Genomic DNA, 16,558 nt, shown 5'->3' on the forward strand with positions numbered 1-16,558 from the left:
GACTTACTCCGGCGGGGAGAGGCATGATGAGGCCAGTTCTTGAAGTTGAAAACCTGAGCGTGGATCTTCAATCCGACGGCGAGTGGCGGTCGGTCGTCCGCCATATTTCCTTCACGCTTGACGCCGGTCAGACGCTGGCCTTGGTCGGCGAGTCGGGCTCGGGGAAAAGCGTTACGGCGGCGGCAATCATGCGGATTTTGCCCGAAAAGAGCACGCGCGTTACCGGCAGCGTACTGCTGAACGGGCAGGCGTTATTGCCGCTGAGCGAAAAACAGATGCGCGCGGTGCGCGGTGGCGATATCGGCATCGTTTTTCAGGAGGATTGCCTGAACCCGGTGCTCACGATTGGCTATCAGCTTATGGAACATCTGATTCAGCACCAGCAGCTGAGCCGCCGTCAGGCGCGACAGGAAGCCATCGGCCTGCTGAAGAAGGTCCGACTTTCTGCAGCGGAAACGCGGATGGGTGACTATCCGCATCAGCTCTCCGGCGGGATGCGCCAGCGGGTGATGATTGCGCTGGCGCTGGCGGGACGTCCGAAAGTGCTGATCGCCGACGAGCCCACGACCGCGCTGGATGTGACTATCCAGGCGCAAATTATGGCCCTGCTCAAGCAATTGCAGCGTGAAGAGGGGATGGCTGTCCTGTTTATCACCCACGATATGGGCCTGGTGGCGGAAATGGCCGACAGAACCCTCGTGATGCAGGCGGGAGAAGTAAAAGAAACGAATCTTACCGTTGCTCTGTTTGCGCATCCGCAGGATACCTATACGGCGCGGCTGCTGGCGGCCGCCCGCCATGATGCGCTGCCTCCCACCGCGCCCTCCGCCGCAGAACCGCTGCTGGAGATTGAGGGACTGACCTGCCGTTTTAACCTCCGCGGCGGCCTGCTGGGACGGGTGAAGCAGCGGGTGCATGCCGTTGAGCAAATCTCCTTACAGCTCAGGCGCGGCGAAACGCTGGCGCTGGTGGGCGAGTCGGGCAGCGGCAAATCCACGCTGGGGCGAGCGCTGGTGGGGCTGGTCGCGCCGCAGGCTGGCCGCGTCCTCCTCAATGGCGAACAGATCGTTGCGCCAGGTCTGCCGTTACGAACCGATCGCGCGTGCCGCGTGCAGATGATCTTCCAGGACCCGTGGTCCAGCCTGAATGCTCGCATGACTGTCGGCGAGGCGATTGCAGAACCGTGGATTTACCATCGGCATGGCGACCGGCATCAGGCGCGTGAAAGGGTTAGCGAGCTGCTGAAGCTGGTCGGGCTTACGCCGGGCATGGCGACGCGCTACCCCAATGAATTTTCCGGCGGCCAGCGTCAGCGTATTTGCATCGCGCGGGCGCTGATCATGGAGCCTGAGGTGATCATTGCCGACGAATCGGTATCCGCTCTCGACGCGCTGGTGAAAATGCAGGTCATGCAGCTGCTGAGCGACCTGCAGCACAAGCTCGGTACGGCCTTTCTGTTTATTTCTCATGATATGTCGGTGGTCAGACAGTTCAGCCATCGTGTCGCCGTCATGCAACGCGGCGTCATTGTCGAAACGGGGCGTAACGAGGATATTTTTCAGCGGGCGCAGCACCCCTATACCCGCCGTTTACTCAGCGCGGTCCCCGTTGCCGACCCTTCCCGACGCAGCAGGGCGCCTGAACTGGATAACAGCGAGATAGTGCATGCGGTTATGCCGGCCAATGCCGATGTTCCAACGCTGGTTTATCGTCAGATTGCGGCTGAGCATCAGGTCGTGGTGAACCGCTGATATGACCATGATGCTGACCCGCGAACTGGGGGACATGATTGCTTCCGCCCGCCAGATACCGTTCGGCGACGATGCGCTGCATTACGCCAGACGCGACCTGATCGACACGCTGGCGGTGATGCTGGCGGGCAGAAACGAGGATACCATCAGCAGGCTGGCGCAAACGCAGCGCCTGCTGGCGGAGGATACGCCCCCGGATATTCTCGCCTTCGCGCTGCAGGCGGGCGCGGCGGCGCACGTGCTGGACTATGACAACGTCGCGCTGGGCGGGCACCCCGCTGCCGTACTGATCCCGGCGCTACTGGCGCTGGCGAGGCGCTTTCCGCTGTCCGGGCGCGCGCTACTGGTTGCTTACGCCACAGGCTATGAAGCGTGGGGCGAATTACGGCGGCGGCATCCGGTGCTGGCGCACGCGGCGGGCTGGCATCCCAGCGGGTTAATCGGCCCCATAGCGGCGGCGGCGGCCTGCGCCTCGGCGCTTGAACTTGATGCGGTTAGGGCCCGGCACGCGCTGGCGATTGCGGCTTCGCAAAGCGCGGGACTGATGGCGAATTTCGGCACGCCGGTTAAGGCGTTGCATATTGGCTTCGCCGCCAAAGCCGGTCTGTTTGCCGCGCTGCTCGCGCGTCAGGGCATTACCGGCAATGACGCTATTCTGGAACAGGAGCGCGGCTGGCTGACGACCTGGTCGCCGCACCATCCCGCAGACAGAACGACGGCGCTGGCATTACGGCAGCAGGACTGGCTACTGGCGCGCCAGCCTGCGGCAATTAAATATTATCCGGTGTGCTATGCCGCTCACCGGATCGTGGACGCCGCGCGCCAGCTCTATTTACAGACGGCCGCGCGCCGTGCGGATATTGCGCGCATCCGCCTGATGACCAGCCAGCGTCACAGCGATATTTTGCGTTTCCGTAAGCCGATGGACCGCACGCAGAGTGCCTTTAGCCTGGAGTTTGTCGCCGCAAGCGCGCTCATCGATGGCGAACTGACGCCAGGTTCCTTACAGGATAAGAAACGTGCGCGTGCGGAGGTCTGGCGGCTGATGGCATGCTGCGAACGTATTGTCATTGCAGAAAGCGATCCCGAGCGCGAAGGCTTCGCGCCACAGGACCGGATCGAGATTGTTTTTCGTCAGGGAGATACGCTCTTCAGCCCGCCGGTGCGCTATGCCACGGGCGATGCGCGATCGCCATTAAGCACTGAACAGCTGCAGGAGAAATTTATTCATTGCCTGCACTGGGGCGGCGTAACAGAAAATAGCCACGCGCTGTGGGCGTCATTACAAAATATAGAGCAGCTATCCTGTGTCGATGAGTTAGATATTTATCGGCTGTTGCCGTGCTGTCAGTGATAATGACTAATAAACATTAAACATATTCATAGCAATATTAATTATTAAAATATTCCAGGCCGGATCGGCGAGAACTGTCAGCGGTGCGGGAAGGGAATGTCTTATCTTTCTGATTAAATGAAATTAATAAATACAATTTGCCTAAATTAAACCACCAGGAGACAGTCATGAATATTAACAGAAGACAATTTCTCTTCCGAACCGGCGCGCTGGCGGCGGCGTCGTTTATTCCCGTGGCTGTCACCTGGCCGGTGACCGGCTGGGCCGCCCGCTCCGTAGATAGCCTGGTATTGGGGTTCAGCAACGAACCGTCGTCGCTCGATCCGCACTGGCATATCGTCAGCGCTAACGCGGCGCTGACCACCTATTTATTCGATCGGCTGGTAAGATCGGATAATAAACAGCGCCCGCAGCCGGGGCTGGCAAAATCATGGCAGGTCATTGATGACACGACCTGGGAGTTCGAATTACAGGCGAACGTGAAGTTTCATAACGGCGCGCCGCTGACTGTCGATGATGTTATTTTTTCTTTCGATCGCGCCAGCCATATTGTTGGTTCGCCTTTTGCGTTACGAACCTATTTACATGATAAAACCGTCATTAAAATCAGCGACACGGTATTAAGAATAAAAACCCTTGCGCCAAATCCGATTGTACCTAATGAGCTGGCTACGGTAGCGATTATTAGCCGCAGCAGCGGGGAGGCGACGACCGCCGACTATAACAGCGGCAAAGCCGTCATCGGCACCGGTCCTTATAAGCTGGTCAATTATATTCCCGGCAACCGTATTGTACTGACCCGCAATGATGATTACTGGGGTGAAAAGCCGCAGTGGAAAGAGATTACCATCCGCCCGATTAGCGCGGATGGCGCGCGCGTGGCGGCGCTACTCTCAGGGGACGTCAGCGTCATTGAAAAAGTCGCGCCCAGCGATATCGCCCGCCTGAAAACCAACGACGCGGTGAATTTGACCCGCAGCGTGACCAATCGAGCCATCTTTCTCAGCTTCGATCACGGGCGTAAACGTTCACCGTTTATTCGCGATAACGCGGGTCAGCCAATTGATAACCCGCTGCTGGACTTACGGGTCCGCCAGGCGTTTCAGCTGGCGATCGATACCCGGCTGCTCGTCAAACATATTCTCACCGACGCCGCGGAAGTGGCCGATCAGCTGGTGCCGGAAGGCATTTTCGGCCACAGCAACGCGATTAAACCCGTCATCGCGGATGCGGAAAAGGCAAGAGCGCTGCTAAAAGCCGCAGGGTATCCGGAGGGCTTTCGCATTACGCTGCATTCGCCGAACGATCGGTTTATTCGCGACAGCGCCGTTGCTCAGGCCGTGGCGCAGATGCTGACGCGCGTCGGCATCAAAACCGAGGTGGAGACCATGCCCAGCAGCGTGTTTTACAAGCGCGTCACCGGCGACGCGCAGGGCAGCGAATTCAGCTTCTTCCTTGTCGGTTACGGCAGCGCCACCGGCGAGTCTTCTTCGCCCCTGCGCTCACTGCTGCACACCATCGATAAAGAAAGGGGCTACGGCTCCAGCAACCGCTCTTTCTACAGCAACAAGAAGGTGGACCAGATTATCGAACAGGGGCTGGTCACCCTTGATGATGGCAAACGCGAGGCGCTTTTCGCCTCGGCTATTGAGCTTGCCATTGCGGATGTGGCTCTGCTGCCGCTTTACCATCCCATCAACGTTTGGGGGTTGCGTAAGCCGCTGGTCTATCCGGGACGGAGCGATGAGCAAACCATTGCGATGGAGATCGGCGTATCCGGCGACGCCGGAGCGCAAAAATGAAACACCGGGATCCGATCCGCGCCGGGCTGCTGGTACCGGCAGGCAATATGGCGCTGGAGTATGAGCTACCGCGCTGGCTGCCGGAGAGCATCGCGCTAAACGTCGCTCGCGTGTGGCGACCGGGCGGTACGACGCTCTCTGCCTCAGCGCTGGCAGCGATGCAGCAAAATATCGCCCCGGCGCTCGATCAGCTGGATCGTCTGCCGCTAAGGGTGGCGCTGTTTGGCTGTACCAGCGGCAGTTTTGTCGGCCAGCCCGATGCGCCGGAAGCGATTGAACGTCAAATCACCGCCGCTCTCGGCGTTCCCGCCGTAACGACCGCCCACGCGGTTATCAGGGCATTGCGGGCGCTGGAGGCGAAGCGAATTTATATGATCACCCCATACCCGGAAGAAATTAATCTCGCCGAGGTGGCGTTTTTACATCGCTACGGGGTGGAGACCACCGGCTATCAGTCGTTCAACTGCTCGTCGGCGTACCCCATTGCGGCCGTGGATAGCGATGAAATTATGGCGCTCGCCATCAGGTATGCCGGAGCGATCGGTCGGGCCGATGCGCTATTTATCAGCTGCACCAATCTGCTGACGCTGGAGATTATTCCGCTGCTGGAAGAGGCGCTGGGCGTACCTGTAGTGACCTCTAATCAGGCATCGCTGTGGGCGCTCCTGCGGGCGCTTAATATGAAGTCGCGTAGACCGGCGGGCCATCTGCTGTCAGTAAACGAATGAGCTAACTATACGGAAACTGGTTATGTTGCAAAGAGGAACCCGAATTGCCGTCGATATCGGCGGCACATTCACCGATATTGTATTGCAGCGCGCCGACGGCACGCTGGTGTCGGCCAAACGTCTGACGACCCACGGCGCGCCGGAAGAGGCCGTATTACAGGGCATTGATAATTTGCTCAATGAGACGGCGACGGCGGCGACGGAAGTGAGCGCTGTCGTGCATGGCACCACGCTTGCCACTAACGCGCTCATTGAGCGCAAGGGCGCGAAAACGGCTTTGATCACGACCCGGGGTTTTCGCGACACGCTGGAAATCGCCCACGAGCATCGTTTTGACGTTTCCGACCTGTATATGAAACGTCCGGAACCGCTGGTGCCGCGCGCGCTGCGCTTTGAGGTCGTCGAGCGGCTGGCCGCCGACGGCAGCGTGCTGACGCCGCTGGACCCGCGCTCGCTGGAAGAGTTGCTGCCGCAGCTGGATGCGCAGGGAATTACGTCGGTGGCGATCGGTTTTCTGCACAGCTATGTCAACGGCGAGCACGAACGGCAGGCGGCGGAACTCCTCCGCCGCGCGCGCCCAGGCCTTTCGATCACCCTGTCGCATGAGGTCTGTCCGGAGATCCGCGAATACGAACGTCTCTCCACCGCCTGCGCTAACGCCTACGTGCAACCGACCATTGCCCGCTATCTGCAGCGGCTGGATCGGGGGCTGCGTCAGCGCGGCATCGCCGGTCAGACTCTGCTGATGATGTCGAATGGCGGCCTGACCTCGCTTGAGCAGGCCTGCCGTTTCCCGGTACTGCTGGTGGAGTCAGGCCCGGCGGGCGGGGCGGTGTTTGCCGCCCATATTGCCCGCGAAGCGGGGATCGCCGAAGCCATCGCCTTCGATATGGGCGGCACCACGGCGAAAGTGGTGTTTATTGATGACGGCGTGCCGCAATACGGCCGCGAGCTTGAGGTGGCGCGGGCGTATCGCTTTCTGAAAGGCAGCGGCATGCCGCTGCGTATTCCGGTAGTGGATATGGTCGAAATCGGGGCAGGCGGCGGTTCGCTGGCAAAGCGCAACGCGCTCGGCCTGATTGACGTTGGTCCGGAAAGCAGCGGATCGGAGCCGGGGCCCGCCTGCTACGCGCGCGGCGGCGAACTGCCGGCGATTACCGATGCCGACCTTCTGCTGGGCAAGATCGACGTCGCGCGATTCGCCGGCGGCAAAATTGCCCTGTCGCGGGACAACGCCGTGCGCGCTTTACAGACGCACCTCAGCGATGATTCCGATCGCGACGGGCTGCAGGCGGCAATGGCGATGGTCGAAGTGGTTGATGAGAATATGACTAACGCCGCGCGGGTTCATGCGACCGACCGGGGCCTGACCATTGAAGGCCGGACGCTGATCGCCTTTGGCGGCGCGGCGCCGATGCATGCGGCGCGCGTCGCGCAAAAGCTGGGTATCGATCGGGTCATTATTCCCAAAGGCGCGGGCGTCGGATCGGCGCACGGCTTTTTGCTGGCGCCGCTGGCCTGCGAGGTGGTGAAAACGCAGCTGCTGGCGCTGGAAGCATTTAGCGCCGATCGTGTGAACGCCATTTTCGGCCAGCTGTACCAGCAGGCGAAAGCTACGCTGGCGGCTGGTTCGCAGGATGAGTCCGCGCTGCATCAGGAACACACCGTTTATATGCGCTACCGGGGGCAGGGGCATGAGATTCCGGTGCGCCTGAGCGGAAAAAAACGCTATGAAGATCGCGACGCCGCATGGCTGACGGCCCGCTTTGAAGAGGAGTACTCCCGCCACTTTCATCGCACCATTCCCGGCATGCAGGTGGAGTGCCTGACGTGGGGCTTGCGGCTGAGTCTTGCGACCGACGCTCCACAGGCCCCCGCTATACCGAATCACGATCCGTATACGCCCTCGCCGCAGGGTGAGCAGACGTTGGTTGATCTCGCCACGCTGTCGGCGCAGCGGGCGGGGATCTATCTGCGCGAGGAGTTACGCATCGGCGCACGACTGCTGGGACCGGCGGTTATCGCAGAGAGCGAAACGAACACCGTTGTGCCGCAGGGATTCAGCGTCACCCTTAGCCGCCAACAACATCTTGTTTTGCAAGCCCACCGGGAGGAAAAATGAGCGCTGCTATTTCCGATATTCAGCTGCAGGTTATCTGGAGCCGCCTCATCGCGGCGGTAGAGGAGCAGGCCAGGAGCCTGATTCGCGCAGGGTTCAGCACCTCAACCCGGGAAGCGGGTGACGTTTCCGCCGGCGTATTCTCCCGGGAGGGGGAGATGCTGGCCCAGGCGGTGACCGGTACGCCCGGACATGTGAACTCAATGGCCCGTTCGGTGAAGCATTTTCTCGCCGCCTATCCGCTGGAGACGCTGGCGCCGGGCGACGTGCTCATTACGAACGACCCCTGGAAAGCAACCGGCCATCTGTCGGATATTTCGGTGGTCACGCCGGTATTTCGTCATGGACGCGCCGTCGCGCTGTTCGCCTGTACCACGCACGTGGTGGATATCGGCGGCAACGGTCCGTCGCCGGAATCGCGCCAGGTCTTCGGCGAAGGGTTGTTTATCCCGATCATGAAGCTGGCCGAGGGCGGCGTCGTCAACGAAAGCCTGCTGCAAATCGTGCGCGCCAACGTCAGGGAGCCGGTGCAGGTCGAGGGCGATATTTTTGCGCTGATGGCCTGCAATGATGTCGGCAATCGCCGCCTGCAAAAAGTGATGGACGAATATGCGCTGGCGGATTTCTCCGACGTCGGCGCGCGCATTCTGGCCTTCAGCCAGCGGGCGATGATGGCCGCGATCGGCGCGCTGCCGCACGGAACATGGCGCAATAGCATGCAGGTTGACGGCTATGAGCAGCCGATCGATCTGGTTGCCGCGGTCACCATCGACGACAGCGGCATCCATATTGATATGGAAGGGACCTCCGGGCCGTCGCGCTACGGCATTAACTGCCCCTTGTGCTATACCGAAGCCTATGCGGCGTTTGGCGTGAAGAGCCTGATTGCCCCCGCGCTGCCTAACAATGCGGCGACGCTGGGATGTATTACGCTGCGGGCGCCGGAAGACTGCATCGCTAATGCCCACTGGCCACGACCCGTCGTGGCGCGTTCCCTGGTTGGGATGTTTCTGCCGGACCTCATTTTCGGCTGCCTGCGCCAGATCCTTGCTGATAAAACCCCGGCGGAAAGTACCGGCAGCCTGTGGAATGTGCGTTTGGCCGCACCCGCCTCTGAATGGGGAAAGGCGTATATGACTACCAGTTTCCACAGCGGCGGCGCGGGCGCGAGGCCGCAGAGCGACGGGCTTTCCGCCACGCCGTTTCCTTCCGGCGTGAAAAATGTGCCGGTGGAAATCACGGAGGCCATGACCAGCGTCGTGGTATGGGAGAAATCTCTGCTCCAGGATTCCGGCGGCGCGGGGCAATACCGCGGCGGGCTGGGGCAGCGCATGGTTATCGGCAACCGTTTTCCCGTGCCGCTGGCGCTGTATGCTCGCTTCGACCGGGTTAATCATCCCGCGCGCGGCAGCGAAGGAGGGTTGCCGGGACGCACCGGTCGGCTTTACCTGGCATCGGGTAAGCCGCTGAACGCGAAAGGCATTCAGGAGATCCCTTTCGACGATCGACTGGTGCTGGAAATGCCCGGCGGCGGCGGTTGGGGAAAGCCGCAGCAGCGGACAGAGCAAGATATTCTTGCCGATGTTGAGGCGGGATATATTAGCCAGGAACAGGCCATCGCCGTTTATGGCATAGACGCGCAGCGCCTGAGATAAATTAATCAACGTTGTTAGTACGCTGGCCCATTCACAATAATGGGCCGGGGATTTTATTACCTAAACTCTGGGGAAGTTAATGAAAAAAATAATTCTTATGGCATTATTTGTCAGCGCCTCATCGACCCATGCGGCGGAAATTTTTAATAAGGATCAAAATAAGCTGGATCTGTATGGCAGCATCCGTGCGAGACATTATTTCAGCGATAGCAGCAGCGTTGATGGTGACGCGTCTTATGTCAGGCTGGGATTTAAAGGCCAGACTCAAATTAACGATAGCCTGACCGGATTTGGTCAGTGGGAATATAATTTTCAGGCCAATAACTCCGAAGGCAGCGATGCCCAGGACGGCAATAAAACGCGTCTGGCCTTTGCTGGCCTGAAGTTTAACCGCTTCGGCTCCATCGACTATGGACGCAACTGGGGGGTGACTTATGATGTGGCGTCGATCACCGATAAAGCGCCGATCTTCGACGAGCTGACCTACAGCACTGCGGATAACTTTATGACCGGCCGCTCGACCGGTTTGCTGACCTGGCGTAACAGCGATCTGTTCGGCGCCGTTGACGGACTGAACGTGTCGGCACAGTATCAGGGGCGCAACTCAGAGCGGTCGGCTACGGCTACTAACGGCGATGGATACGGTTTCTCGCTGAGCTATGAACTGGTCGATAATCTTACCGTTCTTGGTACGTACAGCACGTCAAAAAGAACTTCGGCTCAGCAGCAGCTGAAGTGGGGGGAGGGCAACCGCGCCGAGATTTGGGCTACCGGGATTAAATATGACGACAACCATTTATATCTGGCTGCGCTCTATTCCAACAGCCATAACCTGAATAAAATCAGCTCATCCGGTTATGCCAACGAAGCCAACAGCTTTGAGGCCGTTGCCTCATATCTGTTTTCCTCCGGTGTAAAACCTTTTGTGGGATATTTCCAGTCGCGCGGGGAAGATATTGAAGGGGTAGGTGAAACGAACATCATAAAATATGTTGATGTCGCTATCTCATACTTCATTAATAAAAATATCCTGGCCTATGCCGATTATAAAATTAACCTCCTGGATGATAATAATCCGCTGGGCGTCAATAGCGATGACAAATTTGGCATTGGGCTAACGTACCAGTTCTGATATCAGATGACATAACGCAGGCGTTAATCAAAGGGTGGCGGCATGAACAATGAAAAAATGCATAGCTCGCACTGGGGCGTTTTTCGCGTCTCTGAGGAGAGTCAAGGGCTCAAAGTGAAAGCCTGGGATGACGATCCTGACCCCAGTCCGCTATTAGGTAATTTTACCGGTTCTGCCGACCACCCGACGCGAATTGTTAAGCCGGCCGTCCGACGCGGCTGGCTGGAGAACGGCCCGGGCCCTGACGATCGCCGGGGCGCGGATGAGTATATTGAGATGGAATGGGAGCAGGTCCTCGATCTCGCCGCCGATGAACTGGCGCGGGTCAATCGCCAGTACGGGCCAGAAGCGGTTTTTGGCGGATCTTACGGCTGGTCAAGCGCCGGGCGCTTTCACCACGCCCAGAGCCAGGTGCATCGCTTTCTGAATACCACCATCGGCGGCTACGTTCGTTCGGTCAATAGCTACAGTTCCGGGGCGGCGGCGGTGATCCTGCCCCATATTATCGGCGAATTAAATGAGGTGGCCCGCCGCGGCGTCAGCTGGGATGATATCGCCGCGCATACGGATATCATTCTCTCTTTTGGCGGCATGGCGCTGAAAAATTCGCAGGTGGCCAGCGGCGGCATCAGCCGCCATACCGAGCGGGAGTTTATGCGTCAGGCCGCCGCAAGAGGGGCCAGGTTTATCAATTTCAGTCCTCTGCGAACGGATATGCCGCCAGAGGCCCGCGCCGAATGGCGGTCGGTCGTCCCCGGCAGCGATGCGGCGCTGATGCTGGCGCTGATCCACGAAATTGTCGTCACCGGGAGTGCCGACCGGGCGTTTCTCAGTCGTTACTGCGAGGGCTGGCGGCAATTTGAAGCCTACGTGCTGGGCAATACCGACGGCCAGGCGAAAACGCCGCGCTGGGCGGCGGCGATTTGCCGGACCCCGGAAGACAAGATTGCCTCGCTGGCCCGCGAACTTGTCGGTAAGCGGGTGCTGGTAACGGTCTCACACTCATTACAGCGCGCGGAACACGGCGAGCAGCCGGTATGGCTGGGGCTGGCGCTGGCGGCGGTATTAGGCCAGCCCGGATTACCCGGCGGCGGCTACGCCTATGCGCTGGGGGCGATTGGGCATTACGGCAAGCATCATAACGTGGTTGCTTTCCCGGCGTTCCCGCAGGGGGTGAATCAGGTTAATACCTTTATTCCGGTGGCCAGAATTGCCGATATGCTGCTTAATCCCGGCGATCGCTATGATTTTAACGGCCAGCGGCTGACCTATCCGGCGATTAAGCTGGCATGGTGGGCAGGCGGCAACCCGTTCCATCACCATCAGGATCTCGGCAGGCTGCGTCGCGCCTTCAGCCGGCTGGATACGCTTATCGTTCATGAACCGTTCTGGACGGCCACGGCGCGTCATGCCGATATTGTTCTGCCTGCCACGATGACCCTTGAGCGTGATGACATCGGCGGCACGCCGACCGATCCTCTGCTGGTGGCGATGCAGAAAGTGAGAGCGCCGCAGGGCGAGGCGTGGGACGACTATACGATTTTTGCGGCGCTGGCGCGACGGTTTGGCGCGGAACGCGCCTTTACCGAAGGTCGCAGCAGCCAGCAATGGCTGCGCCATCTTTACGGCCAGATGCAGGCAAAACTGGGCGAGCACGCTATTCGCGTACCCGATTTCGACGCCTTCTGGCAGGCAGGAACGCTGCTGTTGCCGCAGATTCAGGACGGCGATCGGCTGATGCGGGGCTTTCGAGCCGACCCGGACAACGCCCCGCTAGCGACGCCCAGCGGGAAAATAGAACTCTTTTCCCGCACCATCGCGCGTTTCGGCTATGCGGATTGTCCGGGACATCCGGCGTGGCTGCCGCCGACTCAGCAGCCCGATCGGCAGCACTCTCTCTGGCTTATTGCGAATCAGCCGGCCACGCGCCTGCACAGCCAGCTTGATTTTGGACAGTGGAGCGCGCGGCACAAGCAAAAAGAGCGGGAAATATGCCAGATCCATCCGCGGGATGCGCTGAAAAGGGCGATACGTACGGGCGATATCGTGAAGATTTTTAATCAGAGAGGAGCGCTGCTGGCCTGCGCGAAGGTGACGGAAGACATCATGCCCGGCGTGATCCAGGTGCCGACCGGCGCATGGTTCGATCCGCTGGAGCCGCTGGCTGACGCGCCTTTTTGCGTCCACGGTAACCCCAACGTCGTCACCCTCGACGCAGGCACTTCATCGCTGGCGCAGGGGTGTACCGGGCAGATAGCCCCGGTAGAGATGGTCAAATATGAGGGCGTTCTGCCGCCGGTAAAGGCGTTTATTCCGCCGCGGCTGACGGCAGCCATCAAGCCGCCGCCGGAGGTATAATGCGCCGCCCGCGAAATTGCGGGCGTGTTTTAATTATCCAGCTGGCTGATGATGGCCAGGCGTGCGCGGTAGCCGTTGCGGATATGCAGGCAGGCGGCCTCCTGCGCCGCGTCGGCGTCGCGGCGGGCGAGGGCGTCCACCATTGCCTGATGCTCGCATTTCGCTTCTTCCGCCCGATCGGACAATGCGTAGGTCGTGCCGCGCAACAGAGAGAGATGGATACGCAGGTTATCAAGCATTTCATTAAGATAAGGATTATGAGTGGATCGATAAATTTGACGATGAAACAGGCGGTTATGATCGTGCAGCGTTTTACTGTCGGTCATCGTTTTTTCAGCGTCGACCATCCTTTGCAGGAGCGCGATTTCTTCATCGGACGCGGCGGTCACCGCCAGCTGTATCGCGATTTTTTCCAGCCCTTCACGGACGGCAAAAAGCTGACGCAGACGATCGTAGCTGATATTCGCGACAATCAGCCCGCGTTTGGGGCCCGGTTCCGCCAGGCCGAGCGTTTCCAGCCGGTGTAACGCCTCACGTATAGGCGTTCTGCTCAGACCAAACTGCGCTGCCAACCGCGTTTCCTGTAATCGTTCTCCGGGGAGAAGTTCACCGCGTTCAATCGCGGTAATCAGTATCTCAAAAGGTGACAATGTCACATCACGCTCGCCAGGTTTTAAGTTCATAATTTTTAGGGGATATTTTCCAGTTTGCAGGTAAGGCTGCTGGGGTCGAGTGCAATTGATGATAGCGTCATATTGCCACAGTAAATAATGTTTTATCGCTCATTTTGTTATTAGCATAGCTAAAAAACATCTTTTGACCTTCGCTCCGTCGCTGATATGTTTACGCCATGATTTATTGTATACAAATGAATTCAATTAAGCATTGTATTGTTTTATATGATTTATTTTAGTTACCAGCATCAGGGAAACCCATCATGACGATATCAGACGTCGTATCTGTCCCATATCAGCGAGGGGCGCAACTCAGCCATTTTATTCATCACGCACATGAAATTCGCATCCCGGACCCGGTTCTGCATGAAGCGAAACGCGCGCTGATTGATTACCTCGGCGTAGCGCTCGGGGCGGTGAACGATGACGCGGTGCGGGCGGTGCGGCAGGTCGCAAGCGTCTGGAACGCGGCAGGCGAGGCGCGCATTCTGCTTGGCGGAACGACTACGCCGGGGCTGGCGGCGCTGATTAACGCCACTATGGCGCACGCGGCGGATTACGACGATACCCATCCCGCCGGGGCGGGCCATCCGGGCGGCCCGTGCTGGTCGACGGCGCTGGCAATGGCGCAGGCGCATCCGGTCAGCGAGGAACGCGTGCTGAAGGCGTTTATCGCCGGATTTGAAGTGATGGCGAAACTGGGCGGCGGCTGGGTGCCAGGCGTCGGACGCAATCTGCAGCGTCGCGGCTTTCATCCGACCTCGATCGTCGGGCGAGTCGGGGCGACGGCGGTAGCCTCTTCAATTCTTGGGCTTAACGGAGAACAAATACAAAACGCGCTCGGCGCGGCGGCGACCATGATGGGCGGCCTGCAAAAATCCTCCGGTACCCACGGCAAGCCTTTCCATGCGGGTAAGGCGGCAATGGACGGTATTCTTGCCGCGCAGCTGGCGTCCGAAGGTTTTGTCGGCGCGCACCATTTCTATGAAGCCGACGGCTGGGTAAAAAACTTTATTCAGGACGGCAGCGCGGAGATCCCGCCGCTCGATTTCGGCGAAAGTTGGGAACTGCTGACCAATGGCTACAAGCTGTATGCCAGCTGCCGTGGAACGCATGCCTCCATCGAGACCGCCCGCCAGCTTTACCCCCAGCTTAAAGGCCGGAAGATCGCCCGCATTGAGGCAAAGGTGCATCCAATGGGAATGGTGAACGCGGGGATCCTCAATCCGCAAACGCCGCTGGAGAGCAAATTCAGCATTCCGCACTGCATTGCGCTGGCGCTCAGCGGGTACGCGCTTACCGATACGGATTTTACGCCGCAAACGGTGGCCGATCCCGCCGCCCGCGCGCTGCTGCCGCTAATGAACGTGCAGGCCGTTGAGGGGCAGTCCGCCAGTTCGGCGTTTATTGACGTCTGGCTGGAGGACGGCGAGAAACTGCACGCTGCGACCGAGGTGTATCGCGGCCACGCGCAAAACCCGTTAACCGATGAGGAGCTGCGCGCCAAATTCGACTCTCTGGCGATTCCGGCGCTAGGCGCAGAGCGCAGCAGTGCGCTCTACCTGGCCGCCGCGCATTTTGAACGCCCCGGCTCGCTGGCGCAGATTACCGCGCTGCTGGCAGGCGACAACGCCGACTTTAGTAAGGATACCTATTAATGACCATTGCCAGACAAATGGCCGCAAACCTGCTGCGTTTCTCGCGCCAGACGTTTTCACCGGCGGCGCAGGAGCAGGCGCGAACCGCCATTATTGATACGCTCGGCGTAACGCTGGCAGGCGGCGTACAGGACGGGGCGGAGAAACTTCGCCATGTGATTGCGCCTTCTGCGGCAACCGGTAAAAGCCGCGTTTTTGGCACCGCTTTGCGCCTTAACGCGCTGGATGCCGCGCTGCTGAACGGCGCGTCGTCCCATTTGCTGGATTTTGATGATTCCAACTCCTGGCTACATGGGCATATTTCTGTCGCCGTGCTGCCCGCCGTGCTGGCACTGGCGGATGAATATGAGCTTAACGGCGAGGCGATCGTGCGCGCTTATCTTTGCGGGTATGAAACCGCCGTGCGGATGGGCAAAGCGGTCAGCCCGTTCCAGTACCGGCACGGCTGGCATCCGACGACGACCGTGGGGATTTTTGCCGGTGTTGCCGCCTGCGCCGTACTGCTGGCGTTAACGGAAGAACAAACCGCGACGGCGCTATCAATTTGCGCGTCATTATCTTCCGGCATTAAATCCAACTTTGGCAGCCAGACCAAGGCGCTGGTGGTGGGGCAGGCGGCGCGCAGCGCGGTCATGGCGGCGCTGCTGGCGCGGGAAGACTTCAGCGCCGGACAGACGGCGTTTGAGCACCATCACGGCTATTTCAACGTCTTCAACGGCAGCGACAATGTTGACCCGTCCGCGCTGACCGAACCCTGGGACGGTACGCCGTACATTCTTGATACCGAGAAGAGCAACAACTTTAAATATTTTTCCTGCTGCTACGCGATCTTGTCGCCGGTTGACGGCGTGCTGGCGCTGCGCGAGCAAACGGGACTCAACCCGGAGCAGGTGGAGCGTATTGAGGTGCAGGTCCATCCGATCCGTTTCCCACATATTAATATTCCGCAGCCGGAAAATCCGCTGGCGGGGAAATTCAGCCTGCATTATTGCGTGGCGCGTGCCTTTGTCGCCGGCACCCTGACGCTGGACGATTTTATTGAAAACACGCGTTTTGCCGATCCGGCAACCCAGGAATTATTGCGCAAGGTGACGCTGAGCTGCCATGACGAGCCGACGACCCACAGCGCGTACGTGACGCTGACCGCCACCGACGGACGACAGTTTCATCAGCATATCGCGGGGGCTCGGGGCTCCAGCCCGGCGAACCCACTGCCGGAAGGCTTGCTGGCGCAAAAATTCCTCGATTGCGCTGGCCGGGTATTGTCTCCTGACGATGCGCGGGGGCTCTATGCGCGCCTGCTGCAAGACGACTATCGCTGAGCGGG

11 protein-coding genes are annotated in these 16,558 nt (G+C 59.4%); 10 read left to right on the forward strand and 1 reads right to left on the reverse strand.

What is annotated here, in order from left to right:
• The first annotated feature begins 23 nt into the window (after positions 1-23).
• The 8 genes from NWP14_RS00170 to NWP14_RS00205 all read left to right on the forward strand — a co-directional run bounded on the left by NWP14_RS00170 (position 24) and on the right by NWP14_RS00205 (position 12,899).
• Entirely contained in the window at positions 24-1,751 is a 1,728-nt protein-coding gene (locus tag NWP14_RS00170) for an ABC transporter ATP-binding protein (RefSeq protein WP_375214545.1), read from the forward strand.
• Between the two features lies 1 nt (position 1,752).
• Entirely contained in the window at positions 1,753-3,105 is a 1,353-nt protein-coding gene (locus NWP14_RS00175) for an MmgE/PrpD family protein (protein ID WP_346431123.1), read from the forward strand.
• A 167-nt stretch (positions 3,106-3,272) separates the two neighbouring features.
• The gene (locus tag NWP14_RS00180; protein ID WP_346431124.1) at positions 3,273-4,907 is read left to right on the forward strand and encodes an ABC transporter substrate-binding protein; all 1,635 of its coding nucleotides are present in this window, start codon (positions 3,273-3,275) and stop codon (positions 4,905-4,907) included.
• A complete protein-coding gene (locus tag NWP14_RS00185; protein WP_346431125.1) occupies positions 4,904-5,635 on the forward strand; it encodes an aspartate/glutamate racemase family protein in 732 nt (243 codons plus the stop codon). The genes NWP14_RS00180 and NWP14_RS00185 overlap by 4 nt, the downstream gene beginning before the upstream one ends.
• A 22-nt stretch (positions 5,636-5,657) precedes the next feature.
• Positions 5,658-7,757 (forward strand): hydantoinase/oxoprolinase family protein, encoded by a 2,100-nt coding sequence (locus NWP14_RS00190; protein ID WP_375214546.1) that lies wholly within the window; start codon positions 5,658-5,660, stop codon positions 7,755-7,757.
• Positions 7,754-9,409, forward strand: coding sequence for a hydantoinase B/oxoprolinase family protein (locus NWP14_RS00195; RefSeq protein WP_095101215.1), 1,656 nt, complete (start codon positions 7,754-7,756; stop codon positions 9,407-9,409). The genes NWP14_RS00190 and NWP14_RS00195 overlap by 4 nt, the downstream gene beginning before the upstream one ends.
• A gap of 79 nt (positions 9,410-9,488) precedes the next feature.
• Positions 9,489-10,541: a porin gene (locus NWP14_RS00200; protein WP_268087215.1), complete on the forward strand. Its 1,053-nt coding sequence runs from the start codon at positions 9,489-9,491 to the stop codon at positions 10,539-10,541.
• Between the two features lie 42 nt (positions 10,542-10,583).
• Complete coding sequence (locus tag NWP14_RS00205) at positions 10,584-12,899, forward strand: molybdopterin-dependent oxidoreductase (protein WP_375214547.1); 2,316 nt, start codon at positions 10,584-10,586, stop codon at positions 12,897-12,899.
• Between the two features lie 29 nt (positions 12,900-12,928).
• Here NWP14_RS00205 and NWP14_RS00210 read toward each other — a convergent pair whose 3' ends face one another.
• Entirely contained in the window at positions 12,929-13,582 is a 654-nt protein-coding gene (locus NWP14_RS00210; RefSeq protein WP_095101221.1) for a GntR family transcriptional regulator, read from the reverse strand.
• 254 nt (positions 13,583-13,836) lie between these two features.
• Here NWP14_RS00210 and NWP14_RS00215 point away from each other — a divergent pair, with 254 nt between their 5' ends.
• Positions 13,837-15,231: an MmgE/PrpD family protein gene (locus NWP14_RS00215; protein ID WP_375214548.1), complete on the forward strand. Its 1,395-nt coding sequence runs from the start codon at positions 13,837-13,839 to the stop codon at positions 15,229-15,231.
• Complete coding sequence (locus NWP14_RS00220; protein WP_375214549.1) at positions 15,231-16,553, forward strand: MmgE/PrpD family protein; 1,323 nt, start codon at positions 15,231-15,233, stop codon at positions 16,551-16,553. Before NWP14_RS00215 ends, NWP14_RS00220 begins: the two co-directional genes overlap by 1 nt.
• Positions 16,554-16,558 lie beyond the last annotated feature (5 nt).

This window comes from Klebsiella sp. C349492, assembly GCF_042055345.1.
Lineage (GTDB): Bacteria > Pseudomonadota > Gammaproteobacteria > Enterobacterales > Enterobacteriaceae > Klebsiella > Klebsiella scottii.